The following is a 13,335-nucleotide window of genomic DNA, read 5'->3' as shown; positions in this document are numbered from 1 at the left end:
CCAGTGGCAAGCGATCTAATTTTTTGAGACGATCAGTTGATCTCGGCCGGTGCGCGCCCGTTGAGCTTTGCTGCAAGTCCCTCGATCCGCGCAGCCAGTTCGCCAATGGTCGAAACCAGCACCTGCTCGTTGCGCTGCTGTACTTCAAGCGACCCGTCGCGGTTGGACTTCAACGAATCCAGCTCCGCCTCAAGTGCGGAAACCTTGCGGGTCATTTCAGACAACTCATCCATGATCATGATGCCAGCCATGACCGTGATCCTCAGATCGCCGATCTCGCCGAACTGACCTTTGAGATGATTGACATAGCGATCGAGCCTGTCGGCGAGCTGGGTGAGGTGATCCTCCTGCCCTTCCTCGCAGGCCATGCGATAGGCCTTGCCGTCGATCGTGACTGTAATTTGAGCCATGAGTTCCTCCAGTCAGCGATCGAGCACGGCGCGGATCGTCTCCATGGCGGTTACCAATCGACGAGAGACTTCGCGATTGACTTCTTCCAGCCGATTGGCGCGGAATTGCGACTGGTCGAGTTCCTGGGCCAGACGGGCACGGTCGGCGTGAACGCGACGGACTTCGCCATCGACGTCGCGGTTCTCGCGCTGACGCTCGATACGGGCATCCACGGCGTTTTCGAGACCACCTACCGCTGCGCGGAGTTCCGAAAGCGCCACCTCAACCGTCTTTTCTGCCGGCATCCATTATATCCCGTGAGAATGCGAGCCAGGCCGAATCGCGCAGCCAAACCTCGCCATTAGGTAAAACAGATTAAGCACCGCTTTAAAGCCGGTCAACAAACCACGGCCGTCCGGGCATCATCGACTTGTGGATCAAGCGCCTTATATCGTTTTTAGGCGTGACTGCTTACATATTGGGCGGCGGGTAGTGAACATGCTCATTATCTGACAGCTCTGCTCCCGCTTTTGTTGACTTGCTCGCGCCACCTGATATGGATCAGGCGCTCCCTCAAATGGCCCTTGAACGGGCCTCTGACCGACACTCGGATACAGTGGATTAGCCATGACTTCTCGCGAACAAAACGACCGGATGGCAAATGCGATCCGTTTCCTCGCCATGGATGCCGTCGAAAAGGCGAATTCCGGCCACCCAGGCATGCCGATGGGCATGGCCGATGTGGCAACGGTCCTGTTCTCCAAATACCTGAAGTTCGACCCGACGAAACCGAACTGGCCGGACCGTGACCGCTTCGTCCTCTCGGCCGGCCACGGCTCGATGCTGCTTTATTCCGTCCTGTATCTGACCGGTTACCCGGACATGACGGTGGAAGATCTCAAAGGTTTCCGCCAGCTCGGCTCCAAGACCGCCGGCCACCCGGAATATGGCCATGCAACCGGCATCGAGACGACCACAGGTCCGCTCGGCCAGGGCATTGCCAATGGCGTCGGCATGGCGATCGCGGAGCGCAAGCTGCGCGAAGAATTCGGCGCCGACCTGCAGGATCACTATACCTATGTGATCAACGGCGACGGTTGCCTGATGGAAGGCATCAGCCACGAGGCGATTGCGCTTGCCGGCCACCTGAAGCTCAACAAGCTGATCCTGTTCTGGGATAACAACTCGATCACCATCGACGGCGCCGTGTCGCTGTCGGATTCGACCGACCAGATCGCCCGCTTCAAGGCGGTCCACTGGAACACGATCGAGATCGACGGTCACGACCAGGCAGCGATTGCCGACGCCATCGAGCAGGCCCACAAGTCGGACCGCCCGACCTTCATCGCCTGCAAGACCGTCATCGGCTTCGGCTCGCCCAACAAGGCCGGCAGCCACAAAGTTCACGGTTCGCCGCTCGGCGCCGAAGAAATTGCCGCCACCCGCAAGGCGCTGAACTGGGAATACGAACCCTTCGTCGTCCCGAACGACGTCCTTTCCGAATGGCGCGCCGCTGGCACGCGTTCTGCCGATGCCGTCAAGGCATGGGAAGGCCGCCTCGAAAAATCCGACAAGAAGGCCGAGTTCGACCGTCGTTTTGCCGGCGACCTGCCGGCCGGCTTCGACGCCGCCATCAGCGACTACAAGAAGAAGCTCGCCGACACCAAGCCGACGATCGCCACCCGCAAGGCATCCGAAGACGCGCTTGAAGTCATCAACGGCTTCCTGCCGGAAACGATCGGCGGCTCTGCCGACCTGACGCCGTCGAACAACACCAAGACCAGCCAGATGCATTCGATCACGCCGACGGATTTCGCCGGCCGTTACATGCATTGGGGCATCCGCGAACACGGCATGGCGTCCGCCATGAATGGTATCGCGCTGCATGGTGGCCTGATCCCTTATGGCGGCGGCTTCATGATCTTCTCGGATTATTGCCGCCCGCCGATCCGCCTTGCCTCGCTGATGGGCATTCGTGTCATCCACGTCCTGACGCATGATTCGATCGGCGTCGGCGAAGATGGCCCGACCCACCAGCCGGTCGAGCAGATGGCGTCGCTGCGCGCCATCCCGAACCTGATGATGTTCCGCCCGGCCGATGCGGTCGAAACAGCAGAATGCTGGCAGATCGCCATCTCGACCAAGGATCGCCCGTCGGGCCTGGCGCTGACCCGCCAGAACCTGACGACCGTTCGCACCGAATATTCGGAGAAGAACCTCTCTACGCTCGGCGCCTATACGCTGTCCGGCGATGCTGATGCCAAGGTGACGATCTTCGCTTCCGGTTCGGAAGTCGAACTCGCCGTCGCTGCGGCCAAGACGCTTGGCGAAAAAGGCACGACCGTCCGAGTCGTCTCGGTTCCGTCGACCGAACTGTTCTTTGAACAGCCGGACGCCTACCGCGCCGAAATCCTCGGCAAATCGCCGGTCAAGATTGCCGTCGAAGCCGGCGTTCGCGAAGGCTGGGATGCGTTCATCGGTCCGGAAGGCACGTTTGTCGGCATGAAGGGCTTTGGCGCTTCCGGCCCGGCCAAGGATGTCTTCAAGCATTTCGGCATCACGGCTGACGCCGTCGTCGCCGCTGCGGAAGCAAAAATTTAATGCCAGGGACTGCCCTAGATCAAAGTAGGGCAGTCCCAACTCGCGTTAGAACACAGCCCCATCATTAGGGAGTAAAGCTCATATGACTGTAAAGGTTGCCATTAACGGTTTCGGCCGTATCGGCCGTAACGTCCTCCGCGCCATCGTCGAATCCGGTCGTACGGACATCGAGGTTGTTGCGATCAACGACCTCGGCCCGGTTGAAACCAACGCCCATCTGCTCCGCTACGACTCGATCCACGGCAAATTTCCGGCCGAAGTGAAGGTCGATGGTGACACCATCACCGTTGGTGGCGGCAAGCCGATCAAGGTCACGGCTGTTCGCGATCCGGCCCAGCTGCCGCACAAGGAACTTGGCGTCGATATCGCGCTCGAATGCACGGGTATCTTCACCTCCCGCGACAAGGCCGCCGCCCATCTGACGGCCGGCGCCAAGCGCGTCATCATCTCGGCACCGGGCGAAGGCGCAGACCTGACCGTCGTCTTCGGCGTCAACGACGACCAGCTGACCAAGGACCATCTGGTCATCTCCAACGCGTCCTGCACGACGAACTGCCTGGTTCCTGTCGTCAAGGCGCTGGATGACGCCGTCGGAATCGACCACGGCTTCATGACCACGATCCACTCCTACACGGGTGACCAGCCGACGCTCGACACCATGCACAAGGATCTGTACCGCGCCCGCGCTGCAGCCCTGTCCATGATCCCGACCTCGACAGGTGCAGCCAAGGCTGTTGGCCTGGTTCTGCCGCACCTCAAGGGCCGTCTCGACGGCACCTCGATCCGCGTGCCGACCCCGAACGTCTCGGTCGTCGACTTCAAGTTCGTCGCCAAGAAGAACACCACGGTCGCCGAAATCAACGAAGCCATCAAGGCTGCCGCCAACGGCAAGCTGAAGGGCATCCTCGGTTACACGGAAGAGCCGCTGGTTTCCCGCGACTTCAACCATGACAGCCACTCTTCGATCTTCGCGATCGACCAGACCAAGGTGCTGGAAGGCAACTTCGTCCGCGTTCTGTCCTGGTACGACAACGAATGGGGCTTCTCCAACCGCATGGCCGACACCTCGGTCGCGCTGGGCAAGCTGCTCTAAATCGAAGGCGCAAACGCCTGCAACACCGAGCCCCCTGCTTCCATGAAGCAGGGGGCTTTTGTTTATCCGGTCTCCAACGAAATCGAGATGGATGCGGTAGTTCGAACGCACCGTCATGGCCCTGGCTCTGAGCGCTCTGTTTTTGCCGGCGGCACTCGTGAAAAGATTTCGCTCCAGAACCTCGCAACCTGAAGCATCAACATCTCTCGAACTCTCACCGCTTTCGTATCAAATTTCATTAGCGAGCGCGAATTTGTGAATGTCGACATCGATTTCAGCAACAGAAGTGAAACGATTTCGCCGCATGCTGCAGAAAGCTAGAGCGCCGAGATGAACTCGGCAAGCAGGAAGATGATTGATGCCGAATCGTTTGCAATCTCATTGCGAAACCTCTCTCGACGCAATGAAGTTGGCTTCCGATGGGCCACGTCCGCCGACTTCCGAGAATTCGGAGCAGTTCAATCAGCTCCAGAACCTGTTCGACAAATCGTTCAAAGCCGCCCGCATCGGTATCTGGGAATGTACCCTCCCCGACGAGACGATCACCTGGACGGACACCGTCTATGAACTGTTCGGACTGGAACCGCGATCGCCGCTGACAAGGGCCGCAACTGTCGCGCTCTATACGCCCGAGTCCCGCAGGAAGCTGACCGAGGTCCGCAACGCCGCGATCCGGGATGGCGAAGGTTTCACCCTCGACGCCCAGATCAACAGCGCCACGGGCGACCTCAGATGGATCCGGATCACGGCGATCGTCGAAAGGCAGGATGGGATCCCGGTACGCCTGTTCGGAATGAAGCAGGATATTACCGCCGAAAAGACCCTGTTCGAGCAGCTGCGCATTTTGGCCGAAACGGATGCAGTCACCGGGCTCGCATCCCGGGCAAAGTTCGAAAGCATGCTGGACGAGGTGGTGGCTTCCGGCGCTTCGGCACGCAAAGCCCTGCTGCTGATCGATCTCGACAGCTTCAAGGCCGTCAACGACAGACTTGGACATCAGGCCGGCGATGACTGCCTGCGGGAGGCTGCCCGACGAATCTCGCAGGCCGTGCCAAACGCAACCCTCATCGCCCGCCTCGGCGGCGATGAGTTTGCCGTCATCCACGATTACGGATCGGTGAACGACCTCGAACACGTCTGCCAACGCGTCGTCGACAAGCTCGAATGGTGGGTTGGATCCTCTGCGAACAAGTTCAAGGTCAGCGCCTCGATCGGCGCCGCAATGATCCTGCCGGGCATTGCCGCCAAGGACATTTTCGCCGAAGCGGACAAGGCCCTTTATGCGGTAAAAGCGGCCGGCAAGAACGGTTTTCGGCTATTGCCGATATCCGACCCGATCGCGGACGTTGCCTGAGAAAATTTTGCCGACCTGAACGAGGCTTGACTGTAACAGTCCCACTCCATCGTCACGCATTGATGTGGACATTCGTCGCCACGATAGTGGTCAGGGCGAAAAATGTGCTAAGCGCCAGCCAAACAGCAACAGGAGTGCAATCGTGAGCGAACCGACCGTAGCAGATGCAACAGACCGCATTTATGAATCGCTCCAGGCGGACAACGCAGATATCGATCTGCATATTGCGACCCTTAAGGCAGCCTTGACGCATGCAGGGCTGAAAGAGGCCGTATTCGACCCGGCCAAACTGGTTCAGAACAATCGTTCAGGCAGAAAACTGATGCAGGCCTACTTTCGCCAGCGCGGCGTGACAGTGAAATTCATCGCTTCGTGAAGCCTTGCAACGAAGTCGGAGAGGTCGCACCACAATGCTGACCGGATTTCAATGAGGCCTGGCACCAGGCTTTGATTTTCGGACACAAACAAACTGCATCATCCGATCCCAGTGCAGTGCTGCCGAGGTAATTTGGCAGCTTTCGGCCGATACCGTTGAAAAACTCGCGCCAGCGGCCGCCATGGTCAGATTGCTATTCGTCAATCCGCACGCGACCGCCTTCGATCACGATATGACGCCCCTGCAACTCGACAAAGCGCCAATCCTCTTCAAGCGAGCCGTCTGGAAAAATCTGGAGGCGGTAATCGCCTGATAGCAGCAAGTCAGCCCCACCAAGGTTGTCTGCGTAGGCCGCGATAACGATGAGTTGCTCTGCGGTGTTCACGAAGGACTTGGTTGTCTCGTCGTAGCCTTTCAGAAGCGATGCAATTCTGATGAGTTGCAGGTTTCCCGATTTAGGATCGTCATCATTTACCTCTGTTCCTTCAGCAGGACCGACAAAGCGATCCGATGTCCCCGTAAACACAGTCTCCTTAGCAACCAGACGCCACGGGCATTGAATATGTAGTGCGTAAGGACCGACAGTTCCTCGGCCTGAAGGATGCGGCTGAAGCTCCCCAAAATGGAAAATCTTCATGTCCGCAGCGTTGCGGGCAATACTCAATGGCAAACCCACCAGTACCTGAAGGCAACTTTCTAAGCGGATTTGACTATCGTTATCGGGCATCAAAATGAACTCGGTTAAATCAGAATTTGGTAGGACTTGGGCAGACCATTACACAGGATAAAGTTGAAATCCATCGACCTCACAATGCGGGTCTGCGTTCGGTCGCAAGTTGGAAGATCAGCATTGCTGGACCACCGATGTCGTGATTCAATCGTTGCATTGATTTGCGGAGGATTGAGCGATGATGGGATGCCAGACAGCTCCGGCGCAGCTCTTCTACGACTTCTGCCTTGATGATCACGTTCCCCTCGACCACATGTTGCGTGGGATCGACCGCCATCTCGAACTCGGCAGCGTAAGAACGCAGTTGAAGCCTTTCTACAGCAGCACTGGCCGTCCTTCGATTGATCCTGAACTGATGTGCTGATCATCGGCTATTCCATGGGTATCCGCTCAGAGCGGCGACTATGTGAAGAGGTTCACCTTAACCTCGCCTATCGCTGGTTCTGCCACCTCGGACTTGACGGAAAGGTACCCGATCACTCCAGCTTCTCGAAAAACCGCCATGGTCGGTTCCGGCAAAGCGACATCCTGCGACATATGTTTGAGACAGTGGTGGAGCGCTGCCTTGCGCAAGGACTGGTGGGCGCGGAAGGATTTGCCGTTGATGCCAGCTTGATTGCGGCAGATGCCAACAAGCAACGTTCTGTCCCAGGAGCGGAGTGGGAAGCCAGAGAAGACGCTGGCCGTTCGGTGCAGGAATATCTTGCTGTTCTCGATGATGCTGCATTCGGCGCTGCCTCGCCGGTCAAGCCAAAGTTCATCTCTCCGTCCGATCCGGCCGCTCAATGGACCGGTGCCCACAAAGGCCATGCTTTCTTCGCCTACGCCACCAATTACCTGATCGATACAGACCACGGCGTCATTCTGGACGTGGAGGCGACACGGGCAATCCGCCAAGCGGAAGTCAGAGCATCCCGCACGATGCTCGACAGAACGGAGAACCGGTTCGGTTTGCGGCCTGATTACCTCGCGGCCGATAGTGCCTATGGTTCTGCCGACAATCTCGCATGGCTAGTCAAGGAGCGAAGGATTGCGCCACATATCCCAGTCTTCGACAAATCGAACAGGACGGACGGCACTTTCTCGCGTTCCGACTTCACATGGGAGGCAGAGCATGATCGCTACATCTGTCCTGCGGGCAAGGAGCTGAAGCAGTTCCGTCGAACCTATGCGACACCCCGATCAGGGATCACGGCGGAGGGGACGCGGCTTTACCGTGCCAGCAAGAAGGACTGTGATCGCTGCGAACTGAAGCCTCGCTGCTGTCCCAACATGCCGATGCGTAAGATACCGCGTGATCTCAATGAAGATGCCCGTGATGTCGCCCGAGCAATTGCTGCGACGCCGGAATACGAGCGGTCACGGCATCGCCGAAAGAAAGTCGAGATGCTGTTTGCACACCTCAAACGCATACTGAGGATGGCGCGTTTGAGACTTCGGGGACCATGCGGTGCGCGAGACGAATTCCTGCTTGCGGCAACCGCGCAAAACCTAAGGAGGCTGGCGAAACTCAAGCCACTGCATGGTGTCATTGTCGCTTGAGAGCGGCAATGATCGACAACCTGCGCTGAAGCGCGGGGTTGAATGGCACACCTATTCCGCTCAGAGGTCAGAAGGGAGCGGAATAGCAGCCAATCCAGCGAGTTTTTCAACGATATCGGCCCTAAGCGGTCATTCGGACACAGCAAGAATAAACAAGTAAACTAGAACAAGCCAGCCTAGTCCGAGCAATGCCTGTTGCTTGCGCGGAACATCGTGAATCGACTTGTATCGTGACACAACGATCCAAACGAGGCCGAACGCCACAAGAACGACAAGATAAGGTACGGCTTCGGCAAGTCCGCCCACCATAACAAGCCTCCGTAAACCTGAATTGACATCACGCTTTCTGTGATTCTCCTTCAGAAGGATTAATCTGGAATTGATGTTCGCAATCGCCGCAAAGCGGCTCAAGCGTCCCAACGCTTCATGGCTTTCTCACACAACCGAGGCTCGAGGATCATCCGCAAGACCGGAAGTCCTGAGAAAATGCGGAAGGCCTTGCGAATGCGGAGCCACCTTATCTAACCCAATGTGGTTCCGCCTTCGTGTGGGCTCATCGATCGTTGAAAAGCTGAAAGCGCCGAGGCATGAGACCCTCTTTTTTCCACTCCGCCCTTCTCTTGCCGGAATTGTTCCTGCCTAATTGCCACCCGTAACGATTCGCTCCGGCTTCGCCGGATCTGCCCCCGCTCAGACACAGCATCCGCGGCCTTTAAACGGTTTCGCGGCCCTCAGGTGTTGCCGACGAGCCGGAAGCAGCGTGGCAAACAAAGAGGTCGAGGCCGTTGGAGGCGTTTTATATCGTATTGCTGATCGGCACTCTTCTGGTGCTGGTTTCCGCCTTCTCAAGCCTCCTCGCCTTTCGCTTCGGCGCACCGCTTCTTCTCGTCTTCCTGGCGATCGGCCTTTTGGCTGGTGTCGACGGGTTAGGAATACAGTTCTCCAACTATCCGTTTACCTTCATGCTGGGCTCGCTGGCTCTGGCCGTCATCCTGTTCGATTCCGGCTTCATCACGCCCGTCCATTCCTTCCGGATCGCGGCAATACCGGCCATCACACTGGCGACCGTCGGCGTCCTCCTGACCGCCAGCATATTCGCCTTCGCCGCCGCGCTGTTTCTCGGTTTCGGCTGGCTGGAAGGCATGCTTCTGGGATCGATCGTCGCCTCCACCGATGCAGCAGCCGTCTTCTTCCTACTGCGCATCGGTGGCATCAACATCCGCGACAAGGTGCGCTCCACGCTCGAGGTCGAATCCGGCACCAACGATCCTATGGCTATTTTCCTGACCATCGCGATTGCCGAACTGATCGGGACCGGCCAGCGCCTTTCCGGCATCGACCTGCATTTTTTCCTCACCTTCTTCGAGGAAATGGGGCTCGGGGTCATCTTCGGCATTCTCGGCGGCATGATGATAGTCGCCATTCTCAACCGCTTCACCTCCGACCGTGGCTTGGCTCCGATCTTTGTGCTGACGCTGGCGCTTCTGGTCTTTTCCTTTACCGGTGCGCTGGGGGGCAGCGGCTTCCTCGCCGTCTATGTCGCCGGCATGTATGCGGGCAATCGAAAAATGTTCGCCAAGCAGCAGATCAAGCGCTTCAACGAAGGGCTGACCTGGCTCGCGCAGATCATCATGTTCCTGGTGCTCGGCCTGCTTGCCACGCCATCGCAATTCCCGAGCATTTTCCTGCCCGCTGTCGGCCTGGCACTTTTCCTGATCTTCGCCGCCCGCCCGATTGCGGTATGGCTGAGCCTGCTGCCCTATGACTTCACCCAGCAGGAAATCGGTTTCGTCGCCTGGGTCGGCCTGCGCGGCGCGGTATCCATACTGCTTGCCATCATGCCGCTCTTAAGCGGGGTCGAAAACGGCGAACTCTATTTCAACGTCACCTTCATCATCGTGCTTGTCTCGCTTTTGGTACAGGGCTGGACGATCAAACCGGTGGCCAACTATCTCGGCCTCATCATCCCCCCGCGCATAGGCGCGGTGGAAAAGATCGAGCTTGATCTTCCGGGCGCCGCCCAGCACGAACTCGTTTCCTATCGCGTCATCAAGGACAGCCCCATCCTGAGCGGCGAGCGCATTCCGCGATGGGCCATGCCGTCGCTTGTCATCCGCGACGGCAAGAGCATCCGTTATCAATATGCCGGCCGGCTGAAGGAAAGCGATCAGGTCTATCTCTTCGTCGCCCCAACCTACACAAAGCTGCTCGACCGGCTGTTCGCGGCTCGCGTGCCTCTGGATGAGAACGACGAGGAATTTTTTGGCGCCTTTGCGATTTCGCCCACCCGCCCCGCCAAGGAACTCGACGCCGCGTATGGCCCCGGCCTGCTGTCAGCCACGGAGCAGAGCGTGACGGTCGGCGAACTGATGGTCGCCCGGCTCGGTGGCAAGGCTGAATATGCTGACCGGATGCGCTTCGGCTCCATCATTCTCATCGTCCGCGAAGTCGATGAAATGAACCACATCCGCTCCATCGGCGTCTCGCTGGAGCCGGTGGAACCGACGACCAAGCTGCCGATTTTCATCAACATGCGCGACATCGCCCACCGCGTGCGCGATCTTATCCGCAAATACCGCGGCAGGCCGATACCGCCGCCGCAACATTAGATCACGGACCGGAAACTGCGGCTCTTGGCACCCTTGCGTCGGGCCGCAACCATAGTATGGTCCGCCCAGTTTCAGCGGCCGGTCGCCTGCGGGCGTTCGGTCCTATTTCAGCACTCAAGGAGTGGATTAGCCCATGCCGGCATTCAAGACTATTGACGACATCAGCAGCCCCGCAGGCAAACGCATTCTCGTACGCGTCGATCTCAACGTACCGGTTGCCGATGGAAAGGTGACCGACAAGACCCGCATCGAGCGCGTTGCCCCGACGATCCTTGAACTGTCGAAAAAGGGCGCCAAGGTCATCCTGCTTGCCCACTTCGGCCGCCCCAAGGGTGAGCCGGTCGCCGACATGTCGCTCTCGCTGATCATTCCGGCCGTCAATGAAGTGCTCGGCACCAAGATCCTCTTTGCTGCCGACTGCATCGGCCAAGACGCCGAAAAGGCCGTCGCCTCGATGAAGGACGGCGATATCCTGCTGCTCGAAAACACCCGCTTCCACAAGGGCGAGGAAAAGAACGACGCGGAATTCACGCAGGAGCTTGCCAAGAACGGCGATATCTACGTCAACGACGCCTTCTCCGCCGCCCACCGCGCCCATGCCTCAACCGAAGGCCTGGCCCATCACCTGCCCGCCTATGCCGGCCGCACCATGCAGGCTGAACTCGAAGCCCTGGAAAAGGGTCTCGGCGCCCCTGCCCGTCCGGTCGTTGCCATCGTCGGCGGCGCAAAGGTCTCCAGCAAGATCGACCTTCTGCAGAACCTCGTGAAGAAGGTAGACGCGCTCGTCATCGGCGGTGGCATGGCCAACACCTTCATCGCGGCACAAGGCATCAATGTCGGCAAGTCGCTCTGCGAACATGATCTCGGTGAAACCGCCAAGGCGATCATGGCTGAAGCAGAAAGCGCCGGCTGCGCCATCGTCCTCCCGGTCGATGCCGTCGTCGCCCGCGAGTTCAAGGCCAATGCCGCAAACGAGACCGTTGCCATCGAAGCCATCCCGGCAGATGCCATGGCGCTGGACGTGGGGCCGAAGTCGGTCGAAGCCATCAACGAATGGATCGCCAAGGCGTCCACGCTGGTCTGGAACGGCCCGCTCGGCGCCTTCGAAATCACCCCGTTCGATACAGCAACCGTCTCTGCCGCCAAGTTCGCCGCTGAACAGACGAAGGCCGGCAAGCTGGTGTCGGTCGCCGGTGGTGGTGATACCGTCGCAGCCCTCAACCATGCAGGCGTTGTCGATGACTTCACCTACATCTCGACCGCCGGCGGCGCTTTCCTCGAATGGATGGAAGGCAAGGAACTGCCCGGCGTGGCGGTCCTCTCCAAGACGGCCTGAGCGGCGTTTTCCATCTCTACCACAACTAGAATGCGCGGAGATAACTCCGCGCATTCGCGTTTCAAGACCCGTTTAAAATATTTAGATATTTTAAACGATTGAATTGAATTCAATCGTTTCAAATATTTAGCACCGGATTTACTTCCGCTCCACATCTGGTATCCGCTCAGATATCAAGTGTTGGAGATCGACTAATGACCGAACGTCTGGAAGATATTGCACTCAAGATGGTGTCGAACGGCAAGGGCCTTCTGGCCGCCGACGAATCCACCGGAACGATCAAAAAGCGCTTCGATAGCATCGGTATCGCATCCACCGAAGAGAGCCGCCGCGACTACCGCGAGATGCTGTTCCGCACTGAATCTGCAATGAAGAACTGCATTTCCGGCGTTATCCTTTATGAGGAAACCCTCTATCAGAAGGCAGCCGACGGCACCCCGTTCGTTGACCTCATGACCGCCGCCGGCTCCATCCCCGGCATCAAGGTCGATATCGGCGCGAAGCCGATGGCCCTGCACCCGCATGAATTTATTACCGAAGGCCTCGATGGCCTTTATGAGCGCTTGCGCAAATATCGCGAAGCCGGTGCGCGTTTCGCCAAGTGGCGCGGCGTCATCACCATCGGTGACCACCGTCCGAGCTGGGGTTCGATCAAGGCCAACTCACAATCTCTCGCTCGTTATGCAGCACTTTGCCAGCAGGCTGAAATCGTACCGATCGTCGAGCCGGAAGTGATGATGGACGGCACGCCCGGCGACCATGACATCAACCGCTGCGCCGAAGTAACCCAGCACGTGCTGCAGACCGTATTCGCCGATCTGTTCGACGCCCGCGTCGATCTCGAAGGCATGATCCTGAAGCCGAACATGGTGATCGACGGCATCAAGGCCCGCAAGGCGTCCGTCGAGGAAGTCGCCGAACGTACGGTCAAGGTGCTGAAGGCGACCGTACCTGCCTCCGTACCGGGAATTGCCTTCCTCTCCGGCGGCCAGACCTCGGAAGAAGCAACGGCCCACCTGTCGGCCATGGTTGCCGGTTACGACCTGCCTTGGAAGCTGACCTATTCCTATGGCCGCGCGCTGCAGGAAACCGCCCTCAAGGCCTGGGGCGGCAAGTCCGAGAACGTCGCAGCCGGCCAGCGCGCTTTCCAGCACCGCGCCGAGATGAACACGCTTGCCGCCAATGGCAGCTGGAAAAAGGATCTCGAGAAGGCAGCGTAATCCGCTTGTCTCATCGCAATCGTTGCAGCCGGTCCGCAGCCCCAAAGGGCGCGGATGCTGCAGGGAGGGAGAAAACCGCGTCGG

The 13,335-nt window shown here is 58.6% G+C and carries 10 protein-coding genes and 1 pseudogene; 8 read left to right on the top strand and 3 right to left on the bottom strand.

The annotated features are described in order from the left end of the window. Window positions 1–32 precede the first annotated feature (32 nt). Complete coding sequence (locus FHP24_RS15715) at window positions 33–410, bottom strand: cell division protein ZapA (protein ID WP_139677174.1); 378 nt, start codon at window positions 408–410, stop codon at window positions 33–35. A 12-nt stretch (window positions 411–422) separates the two neighbouring features. Continuing rightward, window positions 423–695 (bottom strand): DUF4164 domain-containing protein, encoded by a 273-nt coding sequence (locus FHP24_RS15710; RefSeq protein ID WP_139677173.1) that lies wholly within the window; start codon window positions 693–695, stop codon window positions 423–425. 322 nt (window positions 696–1,017) lie between these two features. Between FHP24_RS15710 and tkt the strand changes: the two genes are divergently transcribed. The 4 genes from tkt to FHP24_RS15690 all read left to right on the top strand — a co-directional run bounded on the left by tkt (window position 1,018) and on the right by FHP24_RS15690 (window position 5,814). Beyond that, entirely contained in the window at window positions 1,018–2,991 is a 1,974-nt protein-coding gene (gene tkt, locus FHP24_RS15705; RefSeq protein WP_139677172.1) for a transketolase, read from the top strand. An 82-nt stretch (window positions 2,992–3,073) separates the two neighbouring features. After that, window positions 3,074–4,084: a type I glyceraldehyde-3-phosphate dehydrogenase gene (gene gap / locus FHP24_RS15700; RefSeq protein ID WP_139677171.1), complete on the top strand. Its 1,011-nt coding sequence runs from the start codon at window positions 3,074–3,076 to the stop codon at window positions 4,082–4,084. A 358-nt stretch (window positions 4,085–4,442) separates the two neighbouring features. Then, window positions 4,443–5,438, top strand: coding sequence for a GGDEF domain-containing protein (locus FHP24_RS15695; protein WP_180356021.1), 996 nt, complete (start codon window positions 4,443–4,445; stop codon window positions 5,436–5,438). 139 nt (window positions 5,439–5,577) lie between these two features. Continuing rightward, window positions 5,578–5,814, top strand: a complete 237-nt coding sequence (locus FHP24_RS15690; RefSeq protein ID WP_139677585.1) for a hypothetical protein — start codon at window positions 5,578–5,580, stop codon at window positions 5,812–5,814. 193 nt (window positions 5,815–6,007) lie between these two features. On the opposite strand, the gene FHP24_RS15685 is transcribed toward FHP24_RS15690, so the two are convergent. Beyond that, entirely contained in the window at window positions 6,008–6,541 is a 534-nt protein-coding gene (locus FHP24_RS15685; protein WP_139677170.1) for a hypothetical protein, read from the bottom strand. A 181-nt stretch (window positions 6,542–6,722) separates the two neighbouring features. On the opposite strand from FHP24_RS15685, the pseudogene FHP24_RS15680 reads away from it, so the two are divergent. From FHP24_RS15680 to FHP24_RS15665, 4 genes and pseudogenes are all read left to right on the top strand, one after another. Next, window positions 6,723–8,086: pseudogene (locus FHP24_RS15680) on the top strand (transposase). A gap of 785 nt (window positions 8,087–8,871) precedes the next feature. Then, window positions 8,872–10,695: a potassium/proton antiporter gene (locus FHP24_RS15675; RefSeq protein ID WP_139677169.1), complete on the top strand. Its 1,824-nt coding sequence runs from the start codon at window positions 8,872–8,874 to the stop codon at window positions 10,693–10,695. Between the two features lie 133 nt (window positions 10,696–10,828). Further along, window positions 10,829–12,031 (top strand): phosphoglycerate kinase, encoded by a 1,203-nt coding sequence (locus tag FHP24_RS15670; RefSeq protein WP_139677168.1) that lies wholly within the window; start codon window positions 10,829–10,831, stop codon window positions 12,029–12,031. A gap of 194 nt (window positions 12,032–12,225) precedes the next feature. Continuing rightward, window positions 12,226–13,251: a class I fructose-bisphosphate aldolase gene (locus tag FHP24_RS15665; protein ID WP_139677167.1), complete on the top strand. Its 1,026-nt coding sequence runs from the start codon at window positions 12,226–12,228 to the stop codon at window positions 13,249–13,251. Window positions 13,252–13,335 lie beyond the last annotated feature (84 nt).

Source organism: Aliirhizobium smilacinae, from assembly GCF_006335145.1.
Lineage (GTDB): Bacteria > Pseudomonadota > Alphaproteobacteria > Rhizobiales > Rhizobiaceae > Neorhizobium > Neorhizobium smilacinae.
This window is presented reverse-complemented; position numbering and strand designations above follow the sequence as displayed.